General features: G+C 72.4%; 20 protein-coding genes. 18 read left to right on the top strand and 2 right to left on the bottom strand.

All coding sequences use genetic code 11. The annotated features are described in order from the left end of the window. Positions 1–38: 38 nt before the first annotated feature. The 17 genes from AB0B64_RS29535 (at position 39) to AB0B64_RS29455 (ending at position 18,885) form a co-directional block, all read left to right on the top strand. A complete protein-coding gene (locus AB0B64_RS29535) occupies positions 39–896 on the top strand; it encodes a dihydroorotate dehydrogenase electron transfer subunit (RefSeq protein WP_225298671.1) in 858 nt (285 codons plus the stop codon). A 194-nt stretch (positions 897–1,090) separates the two neighbouring features. Beyond that, complete coding sequence (locus AB0B64_RS29530) at positions 1,091–2,056, top strand: dihydroorotate dehydrogenase (RefSeq protein WP_357639719.1); 966 nt, start codon at positions 1,091–1,093, stop codon at positions 2,054–2,056. Further along, positions 2,053–2,751: an orotidine-5'-phosphate decarboxylase gene (pyrF, locus tag AB0B64_RS29525; RefSeq protein ID WP_357945259.1), complete on the top strand. Its 699-nt coding sequence runs from the start codon at positions 2,053–2,055 to the stop codon at positions 2,749–2,751. The genes AB0B64_RS29530 and pyrF overlap by 4 nt, the downstream gene beginning before the upstream one ends. A gap of 614 nt (positions 2,752–3,365) precedes the next feature. Further along, positions 3,366–3,689, top strand: coding sequence for an integration host factor, actinobacterial type (gene mihF, locus AB0B64_RS29520; RefSeq protein WP_214637712.1), 324 nt, complete (start codon positions 3,366–3,368; stop codon positions 3,687–3,689). Positions 3,690–3,828: 139 nt separating this feature from the next. Then, on the top strand, positions 3,829–4,401 hold the full coding sequence (gmk, locus tag AB0B64_RS29515) for a guanylate kinase (RefSeq protein ID WP_357946341.1): 573 nt from the start codon (positions 3,829–3,831) through the stop codon (positions 4,399–4,401). A gap of 5 nt (positions 4,402–4,406) precedes the next feature. Continuing rightward, positions 4,407–4,676: a DNA-directed RNA polymerase subunit omega gene (rpoZ, locus tag AB0B64_RS29510; protein ID WP_214637710.1), complete on the top strand. Its 270-nt coding sequence runs from the start codon at positions 4,407–4,409 to the stop codon at positions 4,674–4,676. A gap of 8 nt (positions 4,677–4,684) precedes the next feature. After that, complete coding sequence (gene coaBC / locus AB0B64_RS29505) at positions 4,685–6,001, top strand: bifunctional phosphopantothenoylcysteine decarboxylase/phosphopantothenate--cysteine ligase CoaBC (RefSeq protein WP_357945263.1); 1,317 nt, start codon at positions 4,685–4,687, stop codon at positions 5,999–6,001. Between the two features lie 66 nt (positions 6,002–6,067). Next, entirely contained in the window at positions 6,068–6,397 is a 330-nt protein-coding gene (locus tag AB0B64_RS29500; RefSeq protein ID WP_357945266.1) for a hypothetical protein, read from the top strand. 119 nt (positions 6,398–6,516) lie between these two features. Further along, positions 6,517–7,704, top strand: coding sequence for a methionine adenosyltransferase (gene metK / locus AB0B64_RS29495; protein WP_219532887.1), 1,188 nt, complete (start codon positions 6,517–6,519; stop codon positions 7,702–7,704). Between the two features lie 144 nt (positions 7,705–7,848). Beyond that, a complete protein-coding gene (locus tag AB0B64_RS29490) occupies positions 7,849–10,401 on the top strand; it encodes a LuxR C-terminal-related transcriptional regulator (protein ID WP_358181157.1) in 2,553 nt (850 codons plus the stop codon). A gap of 118 nt (positions 10,402–10,519) precedes the next feature. Further along, positions 10,520–12,706, top strand: a complete 2,187-nt coding sequence (locus AB0B64_RS29485) for a primosomal protein N' (protein WP_358181154.1) — start codon at positions 10,520–10,522, stop codon at positions 12,704–12,706. Positions 12,707–12,755: 49 nt separating this feature from the next. Then, a complete protein-coding gene (locus tag AB0B64_RS29480) occupies positions 12,756–14,258 on the top strand; it encodes a hypothetical protein (protein ID WP_358181151.1) in 1,503 nt (500 codons plus the stop codon). 38 nt (positions 14,259–14,296) lie between these two features. After that, positions 14,297–15,631: a hypothetical protein gene (locus AB0B64_RS29475; protein WP_357945277.1), complete on the top strand. Its 1,335-nt coding sequence runs from the start codon at positions 14,297–14,299 to the stop codon at positions 15,629–15,631. Between the two features lie 25 nt (positions 15,632–15,656). Then, on the top strand, positions 15,657–16,205 hold the full coding sequence (gene def / locus AB0B64_RS29470) for a peptide deformylase (RefSeq protein WP_357945280.1): 549 nt from the start codon (positions 15,657–15,659) through the stop codon (positions 16,203–16,205). Between the two features lie 2 nt (positions 16,206–16,207). Then, positions 16,208–17,137, top strand: coding sequence for a methionyl-tRNA formyltransferase (fmt, locus tag AB0B64_RS29465; RefSeq protein ID WP_358181149.1), 930 nt, complete (start codon positions 16,208–16,210; stop codon positions 17,135–17,137). Between the two features lie 60 nt (positions 17,138–17,197). Continuing rightward, a complete protein-coding gene (locus tag AB0B64_RS29460) occupies positions 17,198–17,509 on the top strand; it encodes a hypothetical protein (RefSeq protein ID WP_358181146.1) in 312 nt (103 codons plus the stop codon). Beyond that, the gene (locus tag AB0B64_RS29455; RefSeq protein WP_358181143.1) at positions 17,467–18,885 is read left to right on the top strand and encodes an RsmB/NOP family class I SAM-dependent RNA methyltransferase; all 1,419 of its coding nucleotides are present in this window, start codon (positions 17,467–17,469) and stop codon (positions 18,883–18,885) included. Before AB0B64_RS29460 ends, AB0B64_RS29455 begins: the two co-directional genes overlap by 43 nt. 41 nt (positions 18,886–18,926) lie before the next feature. Here the strand turns inward: AB0B64_RS29455 and AB0B64_RS29450 are convergent, their stop codons facing one another. After that, positions 18,927–19,904 (bottom strand): serine hydrolase domain-containing protein, encoded by a 978-nt coding sequence (locus tag AB0B64_RS29450; RefSeq protein WP_358181141.1) that lies wholly within the window; start codon positions 19,902–19,904, stop codon positions 18,927–18,929. Between the two features lie 32 nt (positions 19,905–19,936). Next, positions 19,937–20,557 carry a TetR/AcrR family transcriptional regulator gene (locus AB0B64_RS29445; protein ID WP_357945292.1) on the bottom strand — a complete coding sequence of 207 codons (621 nt, stop codon included), beginning with the start codon at positions 20,555–20,557 and terminating at the stop codon, positions 19,937–19,939. Positions 20,558–20,648: 91 nt separating this feature from the next. Here AB0B64_RS29445 and AB0B64_RS29440 point away from each other — a divergent pair, with 91 nt between their 5' ends. Continuing rightward, positions 20,649–21,587, top strand: coding sequence for an aldo/keto reductase (locus tag AB0B64_RS29440; protein WP_357945295.1), 939 nt, complete (start codon positions 20,649–20,651; stop codon positions 21,585–21,587). Positions 21,588–21,684 lie beyond the last annotated feature (97 nt).

Raw genomic sequence — 21,684 nt, 5'->3', positions numbered from 1 at the left:
GCTCCCGCGGGAGGTGAAGAGGACTGGCCGGCACTCCGGTGCAGGTGACGGGCACGGTGCTGACGACGCGCCGGGTCGACGCCTACCATGCCCTCACCGTGGTGGCGCCCGGCATCGCCGAGCGCTACCGGCCCGGCCACTTCGTGTCCGTCGCCGTCGGCGGGGCCCACACGTCCATGGTGACGCGGCGGGCCTTCTCCATCCACGACGTCAAGCCCGACTACGGCGGCACGGTGGAGCTCGTCTTCACCGTGCGCGGCCCCGGCACCGCGTGGCTGGCCGAGCGCAGGGCGCGTGACACGATCGACCTCGTCGGGCCGCTCGGCCGGCCCTTCCCGCTGCCGCGCGACCCGGTCCACTGCGTGCTGGTCGGTTCCGAGTACGGCTCCGCGGTGCTGTTCCCGGTGGCCGACCAGCTCATCGAACGCGGCTGCCGCGTCGACTTCGTGCTGGGCGGCGCCAGCGCGGACCGGGTGTTCGGCGCCATGCGGGCCAGGCGGATGGCCCAGACCACCACACTCACCACCGAGGACGGCTCGCTCGGGCTGCGCGGCCGGGTGACCGACGCGCTGCCCGCGGTGATCGCCGACACGCGGGCCGACGTGGTCTACGCGTGCGCGCCCATGGAGACACTGCGGGCGGTCACGGCGGTGGCGATGGAGTTCGACATCCCGGTGCAGGTGGCGGTGGAAGAGGCGATGGCCTGCGGGATCGGGGTCTGCATGACGTGCGTGCTGCCGGTCATCGGCGACGACGGCGTGACCCGGATGGTGCGGGCCTGCGCCGAGGGGCCGGTGTTCCGGGGGGAGCGGGTGCGGTTCGAGGATGTGGGGACGATCCCGTTCGACGCGCTGGGGGCGCCCGGGGGCCAGGGCGGTGCGCGCCATGCGGGCTGACACTGACTGCCCGCGCTTTTTCTGCCGCGTCCTGCGCGATCTGGCGGCTGTCTCTCTGCGGCGCCCGGGTCCCGCTCCTCTGCGGCGCCTGCGTTCCGCTTCTCCACGGCGTCTGCGTCCCGCGCGATCTGGTGGCTGTTTCTCTGCGTTGTCTGCGGTTTCTCTGCGGCGGGTGGGCTGACGTGTCGGTAGATATGCGGACATTTCTGGCGCATGTGGAGCTCGCCAACCCCATCACCACCGCCGCCGGCTGCGCCGCCTCGGGCCGCGAGCTGGCCCAGTTCTTCGACCTCCACCGCCTGGGCGCCCTGACCACCAGCTCGATCACCATGGCCCCCCGCGCCGGCCGCCCCACCCCCCGGATGGCCGAGACCCCCTCGGGCATGCTCAACGCCGTCGGCCTCCAGGGCCCCGGCATCGACGCCTTCCTCGAACGCGAGCTGCCCTGGCTGGCCCAGCGCGGCATCAGGACCATCGTCTCGATCGGCGGCGGCACCGTGGCCGAGTACTCGGCGCTGGCCCGCAGACTGGCCGACGCGCCCGGCGTCACCGCCCTGGAGGTGAACCTGTCCTGCCCGAACATCGAGGACCGCGGCCGGGTCTTCGCCCGCGAGGGCAGCGCCGCCGCCGAGGTGATCGCGTCGGTGCGCTCCATCATGCGGTACGACGTCCCGGTGGTCGCCAAGCTGGCGCCCGACGTGGCCGACATCGTGGCGGTCGCCCGCGCCTGCGTGGACGCCGGAGCCGACGCGCTGTCCATGATCAACAACCCGCTCGGGATGGCCATCGACACCGAGGCGCTGCGGCCCTCGCTCGCGGCCGTGACCGGCGGGCTGTCGGGACCGGCCATCCTGCCTCTTGCCGTACGGTGCGTGTGGCAGGTGCACGCCGCCCTGCCCGGGGTGCCGCTGATCGGCGTCGGCGGCGTGACGACCGGCAGGGACGCCTTCCAGCTCATCCTGGCGGGCGCCTGCGCGGTCGGGGTGGGGACGGCGCTGTTCCACGACCCCTACGCGTGCCTGCGCATCGAGCGAGAGCTTGAGGACCTGCTGCGGGCACGCGGCTTCCAGCGGCTGGCCGACGCGGTCGGCCTGGCCCACCGTCCGCCGGGGAGCGCCCCCCGGCACCTGCTCGTCGACTCCGAGGAGAGCTCCCTTTGACGCCCGCACCCATCGCCGTCGCCCTCGACGCCCCCGACCTGGAGACCGCCGCCAGGTGGGCCGCCCTGGTGACCCCGCACGTCACCACGGTGAAGATCGGGCTGGAGCTCTATCTGCGCTACGGCCCCGACGTGATCGCCTCGATCCGGGGCGCGAGCGGCGTACAGGTCTTCCTGGACCTCAAGCTGCACGACATCCCCAACACGGTCGCGGCGGCGGCCAGGGCGGTCGCCCGGCTGCGCCCGGCCATCCTCACGGTCCACGCGGCCGGCGGCCCCGCGATGATCCGCGCGGCCGTCGAGGCGGCCCCGGACACCCAGATCGCGGCGGTCACGGTGCTGACGTCGCTCTCGGAGGCCGACCTGAGCCGCATCGGACTCGCCGGCCCCGCCTCGGACGCGGTCCGCCGCCTGGCCGTCCTGTCGGTCGAGTCGGGCGCCACGGCCCTGGTGTGCTCGCCGCACGAGGTCGTCGACCTGCGCTCGGAGGTCGGGCCGGAGATCACCCTCATCACACCCGGCGTACGCCCGGCCGGGGCGGACAGCCAGGACCAGGCGCGGGTGGCGACGCCGGAGCAGGCATTGGCGGACGGCGCCGACCTCCTGGTCATCGGCCGCCCGATCACCGCCTCCCCGGACCCGGGCGCCACGGCCGCCGCCATCGCATCCTCTTTGCGGCGCACGACCCCCTTCTGAGGGGGTTCGCGCTCCCAAGGGTCGTTCCGTGTTCCTGATGGGCCTTCGTGCGTGGCCCATCGTGACGTGGCATCGGTGTGCAGCGGTAAAGCCAGGCACGGCTCGGCCCACCGTACGGCGGACCGGTCGGTCGGGCCCCTGTGTGGCGGGCGGATGTGCCGGGAGCACAGCCGTTGTCACCCGGCCGTGGTGGGACCGCTCCCGTGGGCACACGTACGGCGGGTGGCCGTGTACGCACGGTGAGCGCCTCCCCGGAGGGACGCCGACCCCAGAACGGCGTCCCACGGCGACCGTACACGATCGTGAGGACACCCCCGCAGGGCATACGGATGCCCACCTCGGGCGGGGTTTCGGACGTAAACCCGCGCACGTTTCGGACACCACTCCCTGACGGGTGGGTGATCATCATCGTACCCCCACGGCGCTTCCTGTGTGTAAGGAAGAAGCGGGAAGTGGGGGCGATTTGATCAGCACTCTGTAGTTTTACATACACGGAGAGTGATGAAGTGGATTTTGTGAGGAGAGAAACCGCCATTGACGTTGCTTAGGGGGCGATGACCAGCTAGTTTCCCTTCCCGTCCGAGTACATCGACAGAAATTCGAGGTGACCCGGCGTGGCTCTTCCTCCCCTGACCCCTGAGCAGCGCGCCGCAGCCCTGCAAAAGGCTGCCAAGGCCCGTAAAGAGCGTGCCGAGGTCAAGAACCGGCTCAAGCATGGCGCGGTTTCTCTGGCTGAGGTGCTCAAGGATGGGCAGACCGACGACGTCATCGGCAAGATGAAGGTGTCGGCCTTGTTGGAATCGCTCCCAGGCGTGGGCAAAGTCCGCGCCAAGCAGCTCATGGAGCGGCTTGCCATCGCCGAGTCCCGCCGCGTGCGGGGTCTCGGTGCGAACCAGAGGGCATCCCTCGAGCGCGAGTTCGGTGGCAACGAGAGCTAATCTCGGTTCCACACGAAAGCGCAGGTTCAACGGGGGGTAGGAAGTGACCGACAGGTCCAGGTCCGGCAGTGTTTGGGCCCATGAGGCAGTCGGATCTGGAACGAGGGTCGGCGACTTCCTCCCCTCGAGCGAGCGGCGCCTGACGGTCCTGTCCGGACCGTCGGGCGTCGGTAAGTCAACGGTCGTCGCCGAGATTCGGCGGGCACACCCCGAGGTGTGGCTGTCGGTCTCGGTGACAACCAGGAAGCCCCGGCCCGGTGAGGTGCACGGGCTCCACTACTTCTTCGCCGACGACGAGGAGTTCGACCGGCTCGTGGAGTCGGGGGAGCTGCTCGAGTGGGCGGAGTTCGCGGGCAACAGGTACGGCACGCCGCGCGCCCCGGTGCTCGACCGGCTCGCCGCGGGCATGCCCACGCTGCTCGAGATCGACCTCGAAGGCGCCAGGCAGGTCCGGCAGAGCATGCCGGAGGCCCTGCTGGTGTTCCTGGCCCCGCCCTCCTGGGAGGAGCTGGAGAAGCGGCTGCGCGGCCGCGGCACCGAGCCGGAGGACGTCATCGCCCGCCGCCTTGAGGCCGGCCACGTCGAGATGGCGGCCGAGAAGGAATTCGACCTCACGCTGGTGAACACAAGTGTCAAAGAGGTGTGCCGCCGGCTGATAGCCTTGATGACTGACCCTCAGGGGGTCATCAAAACCACCAACCGAGAGGTCTGACAATCGTGGCAGGAATTGCCCCGGTCGCAGAGGGCATCACCAACCCGCCGATCGACGCGCTGCTCGACATCGTCGACAGCAAGTATTCCCTGGTGATCATGGGTGCCAAGCGCGCCCGCCAGATCAACGCCTACTACTCCCAGCTCGGCGAGGGCCTGCTCGAATACGTCGGGCCGCTGGTCGAGACGCACGCGCAGGAGAAGCCGCTGTCCATCGCGCTGCGTGAGGTGGCCGAGGGCCTGCTCAACGCCGAGCCCATCGAAGGCGCGGTCTGACCCGCTAAATGAAGAGGGTCGTCCTGGGCGTCAGCGGGGGCATCGCCGCGTACAAGGCGTGTGAGCTGTTGCGCCTGTTCACCGAGTCCGGGCACGAGGTGCGGGTGGTTCCGACCCGCGACGCCCTGCGGTTCGTGGGCGAGCCCACCTGGGCGGCGCTGTCCGGCAACCCGGTGACGACCGATGTGTGGGAAGACGTTCACGAGGTGCCCCACGTACGGATCGGCCAGCGGGCCGACCTCGTCGTGGTGGCGCCCGCGACCGCCGACGTGCTCGCCAAGGCCGCTCACGGCCTGGCCGGCGACCTGCTCACCAACACGCTGCTGACCGCGCGCTGCCCGGTGGTGTTCGCGCCCGCGATGCACACCGAGATGTGGCAGCACCCCGCCACCCGGGCCAACGTCTCGACGCTGCGCGAGCGGGGCTCCGTGGTGATCGATCCCGCGGTCGGGCGCCTCACCGGCGCCGACACCGGGCCCGGGCGGCTGCCCGATCCCGCCGAGATCTTCCAGATCTGCCTGCGCGTACTGGCCGGCCGCCCGCGCGACCTGACCGGGCGGCGGGTCGTCGTCTCGGCCGGCGGTACGCGTGAAGCCATCGATCCGGTCCGCTACCTGGGCAACCGGTCCTCCGGGCTGCAGGGGTACGCCCTGGCCCGCACGGCCGTCGCCCGCGGGGCCCAGGTGACGCTGGTGGCCGCCAACGTGTCCCTGCCCGATCCGGCCGGAGCCGCCGTGGTGCGGGTGGAGTCGGCGGCCGAACTGCGCGAGGCGGTGCTGACCGCCTCGGCCGCCGCCGACGTGGTGGTGATGGCGGCGGCCGTGGCCGACTTCCGGCCCGCCGCGCGGCAGGACTCCAAGATCAAGAAGACCGAGGGCGACCCCGAGCCCCTCTATCTGGTGAAAAATCCCGACATCCTGGCCGAACTGGGCGAACGCCGACGCGCCGCAGGATCGCCTCCCGAGGTGGCCGCAGTGCCACCCTCCGAGGTGGCGGCCGGGTCGGATTCGGTTGCGGCCGTCGGGCCGGAGTCCGAGGTGGTCGCCGCTCGTCATCCCGAGGTGATCGTCGGGTTCGCGGCCGAGACCGACGACGTGCTCGCCAACGGGCAGGCCAAGCTCGCCCGTAAGGGCTGCGACCTGCTCGTCGTCAACCAGGTCGGCCCCGACCTGGCCTTCGGCACGCCCGACAACGCGGCGACCGTGCTGGTCGCGGGCGGCGAGCCGGTGGAGATCCCCCGCGGTCCCAAGGACGACGTCGCCGACGCCGTCTGGGATCAGGTCGCCAAGCTGTTGCGGCATCCCCGAACGCCTGCCGATACTTAAGACAAAGGGGGCAAAAGGGGGCGGGGAATGCCGGTGAGTTCCACTGTCAGAGATCGATGCAGAACGTTGCTCGGCGATCAGGGGGAGATCCGCTACGTATTCCCCGCGCTGTCCCTGGGCCCGTCGGGTACGGGCAACTTCCTGATCGTGGTCACCGACACGGCCATCTCCGTCCTCGCCACCCGGATGCTCCGGAGCGACCGCCCGGTCTCCGTCCACGCGACGTTCCCCCGCCACACCAGGCTCGGGCCGATCATGCAGGCTTCCGGGCCGGTGATCGAGCTGGGCGTGATGGCGTTCGAGTTCGAGGAGGAGTACGCCGCCGTGGTCGCCGCCGCCGACGCGGAGATCTTCGCGCCGGAGACGCTGCCCCCCGACCCCCTGCCCGACCTGTGAACGACCCGTTTCGCGACATGCCCGTGGGTAGGGCTAGACTTCGGCGAGGCACTGGCCGGGGTGTACAGTCGCCGGAGCCCGCACGTCCGTCAGCAGCCGCTGCATGAGGAGCCACTGAGTTGTCACGTCGCCTGTTCACCTCCGAGTCGGTCACCGAAGGCCACCCGGACAAGATCGCCGACCAGATCAGTGACGCGATTCTCGACACCATGCTCAAGGACGACCCCAAGAGCCGGGTCGCCGTCGAGACGATGATCACTACCGGCCAGGTCCATGTCGCAGGCGAGGTCACGACCGAGACCTACGTCGACATTCCCGGCGTCATCCGGGAGAAGATCCTGGAAATCGGCTACGACGCCTCCCACAAGGGCTTCGACGGCGCCTCCTGTGGCGTGTCGGTGTCCATCGGGGCGCAGTCGCCCGACATCGCCCAGGGCGTCGACGACGCCTACGAGCACCGGGTCGACGGCGACATCGACGAGCTCGACCGCCAGGGCGCGGGCGACCAGGGCCTGATGTTCGGCTACGCGTGCCGCGAGACGCCCGAGCTGATGCCGCTGCCGATCACGCTCGCGCACCGGCTGGCCCAGCGCCTGTCCGAGGTGCGCAAGTCCGGCACCGTCCCCTACCTGCGGCCCGACGGCAAGACCCAGGTCACCATCGAGTACGACGGCGACCAGCCGGTCCGTCTCGACACCGTGGTCGTCTCCACGCAGCACGCTGCCGAGATCGACCTCAAGGAGATGCTGACGCCCGACATCAAGGAGCACGTGGTCGACCCCGTGCTCGCGGGCCTCGACATCGACATCGAGGGCTACCGCCTGCTGGTCAACCCGACCGGCCGCTTCGAGATCGGCGGCCCGATGGGCGACGCCGGCCTCACCGGTCGCAAGATCATCATCGACACCTACGGCGGCATGGCCCGCCACGGTGGCGGCGCCTTCTCCGGCAAGGACCCGTCCAAGGTCGACCGCTCGGCCGCCTACGCGATGCGCTGGGTCGCCAAGAACGTCGTGGCCGCCGGGCTCGCCGACCGCTGCGAGGTCCAGGTCGCCTACGCCATCGGCAAGGCCCAGCCGGTCGGCCTGTTCGTCGAGTGCTTCGGCACCGAGAAGCTGCCGGTCGAGAAGATCCAGGCCGCCGTGCTCCAGGTGTTCGACCTGCGCCCGGCCGCGATCATCCGCGACCTCGACCTGCTGCGCCCGATCTACTCGGAGACCGCCGCTTACGGCCACTTCGGCCGTGAGGGCTTCTCCTGGGAGTCGACCGACCGCGCCGAGACCCTGAGGTCCGCCGCCGGTCTGTGACCGTTCCCGTCAGATGCCGCACCCCGGCTTCGGGGTGCGGCATCTGCGTGTTCACGGCCGGTCGGGCGGGGGCCCGTTCTCTGAGGGAGGCCGTGGAGACGTACCGTGGTCTCCTTGGATCTTCCGGAAACTGGGGAATGGATCATGCCATGGCGTGCCACGGCGACCAGCTTCGTGGGTCGCCGTCAGGAGGTCGCTGACGTCCGGCGGATGCTCCAGCGCAGCCGCCTCGTCACCGTCACCGGCATCGCCGGGGTGGGCAAGACCCGCGTGGCCGTACGGGCTGCGCAGTTCATGCGGCGGGCCTTCACCGACGGCAGCCGGTTCGTCGAGCTGGCCGGGCACACCGACCCCGAGTCCCTCGAGGAGGTCATCGCCCAGAGCCTCGACGTCACCGGTGACCTGACCGCGCAGCTGTCGCGCCGCCGCCTGCTCCTGGTGCTCGACACCTGCGAACACCTGACCGCCGCCTGCTCCGCCCTCGTACAGTCGCTGCTGCGCGCCGCCCCCGGCCTGCACGTGCTGGCCACGAGCCGGCAGGCGCTGCGCGTCCCCGGCGGGCACGCGGTCATCGTCCGGCCGCTGGCCGTACCAGGTGGCGAGTCGGCGCCCGCCGACGTGGCGCGCGTCGAGTCGGTGTCGCTCCTCCTCGACCGGGTCGCGGCCGTCGACCCCGGCGTTGATCCCGGCTTCGAGCTCACCGAGCGGAACGCGGCCTCCGTCGCCGAACTCTGCCGCCGCCTGGAGGGCATTCCGCTGGCGATCGAGCTGGCCGCCGCCCACGTCCGCCGGTCGCCCGTGGACGAGCTGCTCGCGCGGATGGACGCGTACGGCGACCCGCTCGGCCGCCCGGACCCGCTCGGCCGCCCGGACCTGGACCGGCACCCTGACCCGAGCGGCCGCTCGGACTCGCTCGGCCGCCCGGACTCGGACGGGCAGCCGGTGGCGTCGGACGACAACGGGCGGCGGGCCACATATCCCGTGGACGTGGGTGGGCAGCGGGCCAGGAACGTGGCAGATGCGGGCAGACGGCTCAGGCCCTCAGCGGACGCCCGGGGGTTTCGGGGGAGCGACTCAGCGGACGTGCGCGGGCCGCAGGGGAGCCATCCAGCGGAGACGGGCGGCCCTTGGGGGAGACGTTCGCCGGACGCGGGTACGCACCGGGGCGGAGACGTGACCACGCGGGCCGTGATCGCGTGGAGCCACGGGCTCTGCTCGCCCGAGGAGCGCCTGCTGTGGGAGCGGCTGAGCGTGTTCGCGGGGACGTTCGAGCGGGCGGCGGCCGAGAAGGTCTGCGCCGGCGGTCCGCTGCCCGCCGCGCGGCTCCGCGCCATGCTGGCGGTGCTGGTCGAGAAGGCGATCGTGACCAGGGAGCAGGACGAGGGGCGGGCGGCGTACCGCATGCCCGACAGCGTGCGCGAGTTCGCCGCGGCTCGCCTGGCGGGCAGCGGCGAGCGGGAACGCCTGCGGGCACGCCACCGCGAGCACTACTACACGCTCGCCGAAGCGGTGGGTCGTGACCGGGGTGAGGCGATTGTCCGGGTCAGGGATGAGTGGGCCGATCTGCGGGCCGCGCTCGAGTCCTTCGCCGCCGACCCGGCCGCCCGCGAGCGCGGGCTGCGGATGGGTCTGCGGCTGGGCCGGCTGTGGACGTTCGGGGGCATGGCCGGGTACGGGCGCCGCTACCTGGAACGCCTGCTGCCCATCACCTCCTGCCCCGATCCGGTACGGCTCGACGCCCTGCTCCTGCTCGCGCACCTGGCGGCCGGCAGCGGAGACCTGGGCGCGGCCCGTAAGGCGCTGGAGGAGGCCGAGGCACCCGCGGCCCAGCTGGGCCCGCGCGGCGCCCTCCACCTCGCCAAGGCGCGCGGCACGGTGAGCCTCTGCGCGGGCGACCTGACCGCGGCCGAACGCCACCTGACCCGGTGCGTCGACGGCCTGCCGCCCGACGGTGGCGTCCATCCGCTCGATGCCACCGTCGAACTGGGCCTCACCCTGCTGCTCGCCGGCCGTACCGGCGAGGCGGAGGAGGTTCTCGCCAAGGCCGGCACGCTCGGCCGGGAAGCGGGCGACGCCGCCACCGCCGCCTGGACGGAGCTCGCGCTCGCCCTGGCGCGGCGGACGGCCGGACAGTACGCGGAGGCGGACACCCTGGCCAGGACGGCACTGCGGACGCAGGTGTCGCTGCACATGACGTTCGGGCGGGCGCTCTGCGTCGAGCTCCTCGGCCGGCTCGCCGCCGACCAGGGCCGGCCCGCCCGCGCCGCCCGGTTACTGAGCGCGGCGCAACGGTTGTGGGGGTACGAGGTGAGCCCCCTGCTCGGCGCGCCGATCCTCGCCGCCGAGCGCGACAGCCACCTCAGGGAACTACGCGAGACCCTCGGCCGGCAGCACGGCAAGGCCGTCGCCGAGGGCCGGGCCATGTCGGAGGAGGAGGTGATCGCCGACGCGCTCGCCCCGGGCGTCACGCCTCCTGCCCCGGCCGTACCGTTCTGGGCGCCGCTCACCCCGCGCGAGGCGGACGTCGCCGAGCTGGTCGCCGCCGGGCTGACCAACCGGCTGATCGCGCAGCGGCTGGTCGTCGCCCGGCGCACGGTGGACTCTCACATGGAGAACATCCTCGCCAAACTCGGATTCTCCGGGCGGAGCCAGGTCGCCGCCTGGGTGATCGGGCGGCGGCAGCGCGAGCAAGGCTGAGCCCCGTCCGCGGCTTGGGGACCGAGCAGCAGTGGGGCTGGGGACCGGGCAGGCGTGGGGCTTGGGTCCGACAAGCGTGCGGGCGTTACGGGGGGTCCGGGTCTGGTAGACGTAATGCGTGACCGACTCCAACGCCCTCCTGCCGCTCGACGCCGTGCGGAGGGTGGAGCCGTCCAAGCCCGGTAAGGGGGCGCCGGTTCCCGCTCCTTCGCGGCCGGTGGCCCGGGTGGCGGTCGACAATCCGCTGCCGCACCTCGACCGGCCGTTCGACTACCTGGTGCCGGCGACGATGCACGAGACGGCCGAGCCGGGGGTGCGGGTGCGGGTGCGGTTCGCCGGTCAGCTGGTGGACGGGTTCGTGCTCGAACGGGTCGAGGAGAGCGAGCACGCGGGCAAGCTCACCGCCCTCGAACGGGTCGTGTCGGGCGAGCGGGTGCTGACCGGGGAGATCGCGGGCCTGGCCAGGGCGGTCGCCGACCGCTACGCGGGCACGCTCGCCGACGTCCTGCGCCTGGCCATCCCGCCCCGCCACGCCAGGGCGGAAGCGACCCCCCCGAGTCCCGCCGAAACGACCGCCGCGCCGCCCGAACCGGTTCCCGGTACGCCTGGTGACGCGGCTTGGGACGACTACCCGATGGGGCCGTCGTTCCTCGACGCGCTGCGCAACGGCCGGGCGCCCCGGGCCGTGTGGTCGGCCCTGCCGGGGGCCAAGGGCTGGGCCGGGGCGGTGGCCGAGGCGGTCCGCGCGACGATCGACGGCGGGCGGGGCGCGGTCGTCGTGGTGCCCGACGGCAAGGACGTGGCGCTGGCCGACGCCGAGCTCACCCGGGTGCTCGGTGACGGGCGGCACGTGGCGCTCACCGCCGACCTGGGCCCGGCCGAACGCTACCGGCGCTGGCTGCGCGTCCTGAGAGGGCAGGTACGGGCGGTCGTGGGCACCCGGGCCGCCGTGTTCGCCCCCGTGGCCGCGCTCGGTCTGGTGGCCATCTGGGACGACGGTGACGACCTTCACGCCGAACGGCTGGCCCCCTACCCGCACGCCCGCGAAGTCCTCGCGCTACGAGCCCATCGCACGGGCGCGGCCATGCTGATCGGTGGTTACACGCGTACTGCCGAGGCCACGCAGCTCATCGCCAGCCGCTGGGCCAGGCCGATCGTCGCCGCCCGCGCCACGATCAGAAGCCTCGCCCCCCGCGTACATCCCGCCGGAGAGGACGCCGAACTCGCCAAGGACCAGGCCGCGCGCCAGGCCCGGCTGCCCAGCCTGGCCTGGCGCGCGCTGCGCCAAGGGCTGGAGTCCGGTCCGGTGCTGGTCCAGGTGCCCCGGCGCGGCTACCTGCCCGCACTGGCCTGCCAGAACTGCCGCGCCCCCGCCCGTTGCGCGCTCCCGCCCACCCGCCTCGGCGCGGCTCCAGGAGCCGAGGCGAGCGAGCCGTATGCCGACATACCCGGCCTGGCCATGGCGGCGACGGCCGGCCGCGGGACGAAGCAGAGCGGGCTGAGACTCGAAAGTGAGCTCAGTTCCGCGGGGCCCTCGTCGTGTCATGGCCCGCTCGGCCTGCGAGGCGGTCACTCCGCCCCCTACTGCCGCTGGTGCGGCCGGGTGGACGCCGGCTGGCGCTGCCCGAACTGCGGTGGCCACCGGCTGCGGGCGGTCGTCGTGGGCGCCCGCCGTACCGCCGAGGAGCTGGGCCGGGCCTTCCCCTCGGTCCCGGTACGCACCTCCGGACGCGACGGCGTGCTGGCCACCGTGCCCGCCACCCGGGCCCTGGTCGTCGCCACGCCCGGCGCCGAGCCGGTGGCGGAGGGCGGCTACGCGGCGGCCGTGCTGCTGGACGCGTGGGCGCTGCTCGGCCGGCCGGACCTGCGGGCCGCCGAGGAGGCGCTGCGCCGCTGGACGAACGCCGCCGCCCTGCTCCGGCCCGGCGCCGAGGTGGTGGTGCTCGGCGACGCCGCGCTGCCGGTCGTACAGGCGCTGCTGCGCTGGGACCCGATCACCCACGCCGAGCGTGAGCTGGCCGAACGCGCCGAGCTGGGCTTCCCGCCCGCCGTACGGATGGCGACGCTCACGGGCAGCGCCGCCGCGGTCCGGCAGATGCTCGACGAGACGCGCCTGCCCGACGGCGCCCAGGTGCTCGGCCCCGTGCCGGTGGACGAGGCGGGCAGGGAACGCGCCATGATCCGCGTCCCGCGCGGCGGCGGCGCCGCGCTGGCCGCCGCGCTCAAAGGGGCCAGTGGGGTGCGTGCGGCCCGTAAGGCACCTGATGTCGTACGGGTGAGTGTCGACCCGCTCGACCTGATTTAAGCGGTTTCCCCGATTCGCTCATCTGTAAGCCAGCCGTTAGCGTGCCCCTGTGTCGATCGAATGGGTGAACCAGGCCATCGACGACCTCCGTGCCTGGGGACGCGCGCGGGGCGTCGTGGTGGACGCGGACGAAATCCGCTTGCTCTGCGACTACGCCAGCGACTATCTCAACGTCAACGAGCTGGGCGACTTCACTCCCGCGACCTTCGACGAGCTGCTGCTGTCCATCTACCCTCGCAAGGTCATCGCCCCGCCGGAGAGCGCGCCGGAGACCGTGGCCGCCGCCCGTACCCTCGTCGATTTCCTGCAGCAGGCCGGCGCGGTCGGCGAGGAGACCGCGGCGGCGATGCGCGAGGAGCTGGCCGGCATCGAGCCGAAGATGCCCGTGGCGCTCGCCGACACGGCCAACTTCGGCATGGCCAAGAGCCTGTTCAGCTCCATCGGTCCCGAGTCGCTGGAGCAGTCGGTCGCGATCCCCTCGGGCGAGCTGCCCGACCTGGGGGAGGCGCCCTGCGACTGCCCGGGGTGCGCGCCGCTGCCGGCCGTACGACTGGCGGAGCCCGACGCGCTCGTGGCCGAGCTGGCGAACGTGCCGCTCCTGGCGGGGACCGCCGGACCGTACCAAGATCTGGAAGAGGAGCTGCGGCGCGACGTCGGCGACGACCCGCTCCAGGCGTGGGCCGAGATCGTCGCCCACATCGTCGAACGCGACACCCGCGGCACGGTCACCGGCTCGGCCGAGCTCGACGAGGAGCTCTACGACCTGTTCGACATGCTCTACCGGCTCCGGGCGCCCGTGCCCATCACTGTGATCGGCGACTACCTGGAGGAGGTCGCGGACGCGGGCGGCGCCGAGCTGGGCACGGTGCTCGACCGGCTGGCCTGGTGCGGCATGGTCGCGGTCGAGGGCGAGGCCGCCGGGCTCACCCCGCTGGCCGTGTGGGGGCTGCGCGAGCACTACCTGGCGCTCGGCCTCGACGCCCCGCAGGCCGGTGACCTGGCCGAGGCCGACGCGACCGGGCTGATCGAGGGCCTGCTCGACGGCATGCCCACCGAGCTGGCCGAAGAGGACATCAGCCGGTGGCTGGCCGGCCGCAGCCCGGTCACGGCGGCGGCCGAGCTGCTCGCCGCCGCCTCCGGCGCCCCCGCCGTGGCGCGCGGCATCGCGGTGACCATCGTCGACCGGCTGGGCGCCGAGGCGGAGCCCGAGGTACGCGCCTGCCTGGAGGACCAGGAGCTGCGCCCGCACGCCATCCACTGGCTGACCGCCCGAGGGCTGGCCGCCCCGCAGCTCAGCCAGGAGGAGCTGCTGTGGGTCAGCATCGACATGCTCGCCCTGGCGCTGCCCGCCGCCGAAGAGGCCCCCGAGATCTTCGCCGAGAACATGGCCGCCTCCGGCCCGCCCGCCCACCTCATCGAAGAGATGTGGCGCGTGGACCACCCCGACGTCGTAGAGGTGCTGGAGCTGCTCGGACGCTCGCTGCCCGACGGTACGGTGGCCAAGGCGGCCCGCAAGGCCGCCTTCAAAGCGCGCTCCCGAGCCATCCGTTGAGTACGCTCATGTGACTCGTGTGCAGTAAGTTTCGTGGGGTGGCAAACAACGTCTTCGACCTCGCCGAGCTGCGTAAGCTGATCGATGAGCAGTCCGCCGTGCCCCCACGGCCACCCGAGGAGACTCCCGTGGCGGAGCAAGAGGCGTTGACGTTCCCACCTGTGCTGCTGGCGCCCGACGCCGAGCTGGCCGGAATCGTGCCCACGGTGCCGCTCGTCGCCGACGCCATCCGGCTCATGAAGTGGACCGGCACCCGCGAGGTCACCCCGGAAGGGCTGCCGGTCGCGGCCGACGCCCACGCCGCCGCCGCCGAGCTGGGCCTCGACGCCGCCCGGCTCCGCCTCGTCTGGATCGTCGCCGTCAACACCGGGCTGCTCCAGATCGCCGGCGGGCGCGCTTCGCGAGGGCCGCTGCCCGAGCGGCTTTCGGTCGAGGCGACGCTGGAGTTCTGGGACGGCGTGGTCATGGACGTGCTCGACCGCGCCGACGAGGGCCTGACCGGCTCGGCCGTCGTCGACGAGCACCTGGCGGAGATGCTGGCCACGGTCTACTCCGTACGTTCCGGCGTCGCGATCGCCAACCTCGCCCGGGGCATCCTGCAGTCGCACGAGGTCGCCTGCGAGCCCGGCGCCATCGAGATGCGCAGACTGGCCGCCTCGCTGCCCGCCGAGCTGCTCGACGCGCTGGCGCTGCTGGCCTACTGCGGCCTGGTCGAGCAGACCGCGGCCGGCCGCACCGCGCTCACCCCGCTCGGCGTCTGGGCCGTACGCAGGGATCTGCTGCGCGAGGGGCATGACGCGCCGACGACGGCCGAGGTCGAGGTGTTCGCCGACCTGTCCGCCGCCGAGCTGGTCGAGGCCCTGGTCAAGGGTGCCGCCACACAGAGCGCGGTGGCCGGCTGGCTGGAGCGCCGCCCGCCCGCGCAGGCCGCGCACGATCTCATCGAGATCGCGGCGGAGGGCACCGCGGGGCAGCGCGGCGCCGTGGGCGCCATCCTGGAGGAGCTCGGGCCCGAGGCCGAGGCCCCCGTCCGCGAGGCGCTCGAGCTGCCGCTGATGCGCCGCTACGCCGCGTCCTGGCTGCACATCCGTGACCTCGACGCCCCCACGCTCAGCCCCGACGACCACACCTGGATCGCGGTCGACTCGCTGGCCGCCCTCATGCACCTGTCCGGCCCCGCCGCGGGCCGGCTGGACCCCGAACCGGGCGAGGACCTGATCCGGCTCGTCGGCCAGATGCCCGCCGTAGGCCACCCGGACACGATCGCGGTGCTCGACATGCTCGCCGCCGCGCACGACGACAAGGCCGTGGTCAAGGCAGCCCGCAAAGCCGCGATGAAGGCCCGATCGCTGGCGCACACTAAACTGGGCTGACCCACTGACGAAACGGAGTGACCCTTTGGCGATCCAGTCGATCCGCCTGTTCGGAGACCCGGTGCTGACCACCGCGGCGGCACCGGTCGTCGACTTCGACAAGGAGCTCCGCAAGCTGGTCAAAGACCTCACCGACACGATGATGGACGCCCCCGGCGCCGGGCTCGCGGCCCCGCAGATCGGCGTCGGGTTGCGGGTGTTCACCTACTACGTCGACGAGCAGCTCGGCCATCTGATCAACCCCGATCTCGACCTGTCCGCCGACATCGACGAGGAGGGCGAGGAGGGCTGCCTGTCCTTCCCCGGCCTGTCGTTCCCGACGCCGCGGGCCATCCGCGCCGTCGCCAAGGGTTTCGACATGTACGGCGAGCCGGTCACGCTGGAGGGCACCGACCTGATGGCCCGCTGCTTCCAGCACGAGACCGACCACCTCGACGGCATCCTGTTCATCGACCGGATGGACCCCAAGCAGCGCAAGCTCGCGATGAAGGCCGTCCGCGAGGCGGAGTGGAGCGGGCTGTCCGTCCCCATGGTCAAGTTCTCCCCGCACACCACGGGCGGGAAGGCACTCTGACGATGCGCCTGGTCTTCGCGGGCACGCCCGAGACGGCACTGCCGTCACTACGCGCACTGATCGACTCGCCGCGGCACGAGGTCGTCGCGGTCGTCACCCGGCCCGACGCCCAGTCGGGGCGCGGTCGCAAGGTGCACCCGTCGCCGGTGGCCGAGCTGGCCGAGGAGGCGGGCATCGAGGTGCTGCGCCCGGTCAAGGCCGGCGACCCGGAGTTCCTCGACCGGCTGCGCGGGCTGGAGCCCGACTGCTGCCCCGTGGTCGCTTACGGGGCGCTGCTGCCGCAGTCCGCGCTCGACGTGCCGCCGCTCGGCTGGATCAACCTGCACTTCTCGATCCTGCCCGCCTGGCGGGGCGCCGCGCCCGTCCAGCGCGCGATCCTGCACGGTGACGAGATCACCGGCGCTTCGACGTTCCAGATCGTCAAGGAGCTCGACGCCGGGGCGGTCTTCGGCGTCGTCACCGAGGAGATCCGCCCCGACGACACCAGCGGCGCCCTGCTCGAACGCCTGTCGGTCTCGGGCGCCGAGCTGCTGTCGGCCACGCTCGACGGGGTGGCCGACGGCAAGCTGCAGGCGGTTCCCCAGCCGGCCGACGGGATCAGCATCGCGCCCAAGATCAACGTGACCGACGCCCGGGTCGACTGGTCCGCGCCCGCCATGCGCGTCGACCGCCTGATCCGGGCCTGCACCCCCAACCCGGGCGCCTGGAGCGAGTTCCGCGGCCACCGGCTGAAGCTCGGCCCGGTCCGGCTCGCCCCCACGGCCGAGCCGCTGCCGCCCGGCGCCATCGCCGCCACCAAGAACACCGTGCTGGTCGGCACCGCGACCCACCCGGTCGAGCTGGGCGAGCTCCAGCCGCAGGGCAAGCGGCTGATGAGCGCGGGGGAGTGGGCGCGCGGTGTGCGTCCTGAGAGCGACGACAGGTTCGAGTGAGAAACGATATGGGACAGGGCCCGCGCCGCCAGAACGACGGACGGCCGACCGGGACCGGACATGGCAGCGGCGGCCGGGCCGGTCAAGGCGGCCAAGGCGGTCAGGCCAGCGGCCGGGGTGGTCAAGGCGGCAGCCGAGCCGGTGGCCAGGCCGGGCGTGGTGGTGGCCGGGGCGGTCAGGCCGGGCGTGGTGACGGTCGTGCGGGTGAGGGCGGCGGGCAGGCCGGTCAAGGTAGTGGCCGGGGCGGTCAGGGCGGGGGTCGTGGCGGTGGCCGGGGCCGGTCGCGGGGTCCCGCGCGTGACCAGGCGCGCAATGCCGCCTTCGACGTCATGCGGGCCGTCGACGAGCGTGACGCGTACGCCAACCTGCTGATGCCACGCCTGCTGCGCGAGCGCGGGGTGAAGGGGCGTGACGCGGCGCTGGCGACCGAGCTGGCCTACGGGACGCTGCGCGGGCTCGGGACGTACGACGCGATCATCGAGATGTGCGTCGACCGGGCGCCCGACTCCGACGTGCGCGACGCCCTGCGGCTCGGCGCCCACCAGCTGCTCAAGATGCGCGTTCCCCCGCACGCCGCCGTCGGCACGACCGTCGATCTCGTACGGCTGCGCATCGGGGCGGGCGCCGCCAAGTTCGTCAACGCCGTGCTGCGCAAGATCGGGTCACGGACCATCGAGGAGTGGGTCCCGATCGTGGCCCCCGACGAGGCCCACGACCCGGCCGGGCATCTGTCGGTGGCCTACAGCCATCCGCGGTGGATCGTGAGCGCGTTCCGCGACGCTCTGGGCGGCCGGGCCGACGAGGTCGCCGATCTGCTGGCCGCCGACAACGCGCGGCCGCTGGTGACGCTGGTCGCCCGGCCCGGCCGCAGCTCGGTCGAGGAGCTGACCGACAGCGGCGCCGATCCGGGCCGCTACTCGCCGTACGCCGCCTATCTGCCGGAGGGCGACCCGGGCAGGATCCCGGCAGTCGCCGAGACCCGCGCGGCAGTCCAGGACGAGGCCAGCCAGCTCGTGGCGCTCGCTCTGACCCGCGTGCCGCTCGACGGGCGCGACGAGCTGTGGCTCGACATGTGCGCAGGGCCGGGCGGCAAGGCGGGCCTCCTCGACGCCATCGCCACCTACGGCGACCTCGCGGCCTCCGACGACCGCTACCGGGAAGACCGGGACCGGAATGACTGGGGCGGTCGGGATGACCGGTCGGGTCGGCCCGATCGTGTGGGGTCCGGGGTTCGGGCGGTGGCCCATCCGGGTGGGGCCCGGCTGCTGGCCGCCGACGTGCAGTATCACCGGGCGCGGCTGGTCTGGCAGACCACTCGGGACGCCGCCGTGGTCACCGCCGATGGGACCGAGCCGGCCTGGCGGCCGGGTGCGTTCGACCGGATCATGCTGGACGCGCCCTGCACCGGGCTCGGAGCGCTGCGCCGTCGCCCCGAGGCGAGGTGGCGGCGGGATCCCGCGGACATCGCCGAGCTGGGCCGGTTGCAGCGGCGCCTGCTCGACGCCGCACTCGAGGCCGTACGGCCCGGCGGGGTGGTCGCCTACGTCACCTGTTCGCCGCACCTGGCCGAGACCCGGGTCGTCGTCGGTGACGTCGCCGGTCGGCGCGGCGACGTGGAGCAGCTCGACGCGCGCGACTACCTGCCGGAGATCGACGGGCTGGGCGACGGCCCGCACGCGCAGTTCTGGCCGCACCGCCACGGCACCGACGCGATGTTCCTCGCCCTCCTCCGCAAGCGCCCGCTCTGAGCGGATCATGTTCGCGTTCCCGGCGTGATGGGCGCCGGGAATCAGCTCTGCTCGTCCTTCGACCGGAAGCTGGGATTGGTCACCGCATCGAGAAGGCCGTTGAGGAGCGGGACTCGGCGTTCGGTGTGGTCGTTGAGCGCAAGGAGAGCCACGCTCAGGTCCAGGTCGGGTACTCGGGCGTGTAGGGCACGCAGGCCTGTCCAGCCTCCTCCGTGCCGATAGACGCGGTGCCCGGCGTGGGATCGGACGCCGATGCCCCAGGCGTAGTCGATCGGCGTTCCGTCGTCGAGGCGTCCAGGAGTCTGCATGAGCTCCGAGATGCCGAGTTCATCGGCGTTGAGCGCCTGGCCCCAGCGCAGCAGATCGCTGAGAATCGTCCATACCCCGCCGTCACCCAGGGACAGCGGGGCGGGATGAAGGCGGGCAAGCGGCGCGGCGCCCGGGGGTGTCGGGTCAGGCCCGGGCCAGTACCGGGTGCCCGCCATCGCCAGCGGGACGAAGAGGTGGCGCTCGGCGAAGTCGGGCAGCGGCGTGTCCGCCGCTCGTTCCACCACCGCGGCCAGGCAGACGTATCCGGCGTTGGAATAGCGGTGTTCGGCGCCCGGCCGGTGGTCCAGGTCGGGTAACTGGGCGAGCGCTTGGATGATGCCCGGGGAGGTCCGGTCGGCGTCGCCGGAGATGATGGCATCGATCTCGGAGTCGGGGGGAAGGGCGGCTGTGTGATGGACGAGGTGCCGGAGCCGGATGGTGCCGGCCCACGCCGGTAGCTGGGGCAGCCACCGTGACAGAGTCGATTCCATGTCCAGTACGCCATCTTGGGCCAGCAGCGCCACGCAGGCCGCGGTCATCTGCTTCGACAGTGACGCCGCGTAGGCGAGCGTCGCGGCGGTCACTGACAGCCCTTGGGCGAGGAGTACGGGTGGCGCGCCGCCTTGCCGCATCCCGACCACGATCGGTTCGTCGCTGCGGTAGCCGGCTTCGGAGACGAGAGTTGTCATGCGTTGGTGCGTCTGGGACACGAAATGATCCTTCGGGCTGCCCCGCACCCCCGCTAGCGGCCTGGATTGGGGAGTAGGGCGTCAACGAGCAGGTCGAGGAGCCGGCCGGTCTGCTCGGGGGTATCGCGGGCCGCTGTGGCGAGAAAGATGCCCAAGAGCATCGTGGCGACGTCGTCGGGGTCGACGTCCGCACGGAGTGAGCCCGTGTCGGCTCCCTTGGCGAGGATCGCCGTGATCGCGGCGGTGATGCGTTCCCTGGTGGTGGCTGTCGGGATGCGGCCTGAGGCCTGCCCGGCGCGCAGTGCGTCGGCCATGCCGCGTTTCATCGCGGCGAACGCCGCGTAGCGCTCCAGCCAGGCGCGCAGCGCGAGCTGCGGCGGGAGTTGTTCGAGCAGCGCCGGGGCGCTCGTCGTGATGTTGTCGAGTTCGGCGGCGTAGACCGCCTCCACGAGTGCTTCGCGGGTGGGGAAATGGCGATAGAGGGTGCCGATCCCGACGCCCGCCTCACGGGCGATGCTTTCGAGCGGGACGGTGTCGTCGGCGGCCGCGAAGGCGGTCCGGGCGACGGCGATGAGGTTGTCCCGGTTGCGCTGGGCGTGGGCGCGGAGCGGGCGCTGTGTCGTGGCCGGCTGTCCTGCGGCGGTTTCGGCGGACGCCGGTTCGGGCGAAGTCAAAGTGGAGGTACCTCCGATATTGCTCTATAGTCGGTCAGAGATAGCGGAGGTTCCTCCGTTATCTCTGGCATCTTACCTGGATGGGATTATCATGACCTCCAGCAACACCCTTTCCGATGAGCCGGTCAATGTTCCTCGGCCCGGCGGCACCGCTCAGTTCGCCGGGCGTACCGTGTCCCGCATCGGATATGGCGCCATGCAGCTCAGCCGCCTGCACGACGACCGTGACGCGGCCCTGGCGGTCCTGCGCCGGGCGATCGACTCCGGCGTCGACCACATCGACACCGCCCAGTTCTACGGCAACGGCTTCGTCAACGGGCTCCTCCGCGAGGCGATCCGGCCGGAGGACGACGTCATGGTCGTCAGCAAGGTCGGCGCCACCCCCGACCCCGACGGTCCGATCCCGCTGCGGCTCGCACAGCGGCCCGAAGAACTCCGCGCCAGCGTCGAGGACAACCTCATCAGCCTCGGCCTGGAGCAGATCCCGGTCGTGAACCTGCGCCGTCCCGACTCCGGTCCCGGAGTGCGGGCCACGGGCGATCAGGTGGTCGACATCGACGACCAGCTCGCCGTGATGACGGCGATGCGCGACGAGGGCAAGATCGGCGCGATCGGGCTGGGCAGTGTCACCCTCGACGGGCTGCGCCGAGCGATCCCCGCCGGCATCGCCTGTGTGCAGAACGCCTACAGCCTCGTCACCCGCGACGACGAAGCCGTGCTCGAACTGTGCCGGACCGAGGGCATCGCCTGGGTGCCGTTCTTCCCCCTCGGCGGCGCCTTCCCCCAGATGCCGAAGGTGACCGACGAAGCGGCCGTCCACGCTGCCGCGACGTCCCTCGGCCGCACGCCCGTACAGGTCGGCCTCGCCTGGCTGCTGCACCACGCGCCCCACGTCCTGCTCATCCCCGGTACCGCCAGCATCGAGCACCTCGACGAGAACATCGCCGCCGGTACGATCACCTTCGACCGCGACATGCTCGGCACACTCGACGCCATCCCCTCCCGCTCGTCAGACGTCCCGCTCGGCTGATTCCTGCAACCCGCTGCGGCTCGCCGGTGTTCCTCTTGCTGTTGGCTCGCTCACGGGCCGCGATCGACCCTCGCGAACCCGTGATCGAGCACTCCGA

Origin of the sequence: Nonomuraea sp. NPDC049129, from assembly GCF_040648495.1 — a bacterium.
Classification (GTDB): domain Bacteria; phylum Actinomycetota; class Actinomycetes; order Streptosporangiales; family Streptosporangiaceae; genus Nonomuraea.
This window is presented reverse-complemented; position numbering and strand designations above follow the sequence as displayed.

Excerpts from the sequence above, each read along its gene's own strand:
- AB0B64_RS29455 (WP_358181143.1), top strand. The coding sequence starts at position 17,467 with ATGCGGGCCGTCGACGAGCGTGACGCGTACGCCAACCTGCTGATGCCA.
- AB0B64_RS29490 (WP_358181157.1), top strand. The coding sequence starts at position 7,849 with ATGCCATGGCGTGCCACGGCGACCAGCTTCGTGGGTCGCCGTCAGGAG.
- coaBC (WP_357945263.1), top strand. The coding sequence starts at position 4,685 with ATGAAGAGGGTCGTCCTGGGCGTCAGCGGGGGCATCGCCGCGTACAAG.
- AB0B64_RS29460 (WP_358181146.1), top strand. The coding sequence starts at position 17,198 with ATGGCAGCGGCGGCCGGGCCGGTCAAGGCGGCCAAGGCGGTCAGGCCA.
- AB0B64_RS29440 (WP_357945295.1), top strand. The coding sequence starts at position 20,649 with ATGACCTCCAGCAACACCCTTTCCGATGAGCCGGTCAATGTTCCTCGG.
- AB0B64_RS29530 (WP_357639719.1), top strand. The coding sequence starts at position 1,091 with ATGCGGACATTTCTGGCGCATGTGGAGCTCGCCAACCCCATCACCACC.
- fmt (WP_358181149.1), top strand. The coding sequence starts at position 16,208 with ATGCGCCTGGTCTTCGCGGGCACGCCCGAGACGGCACTGCCGTCACTA.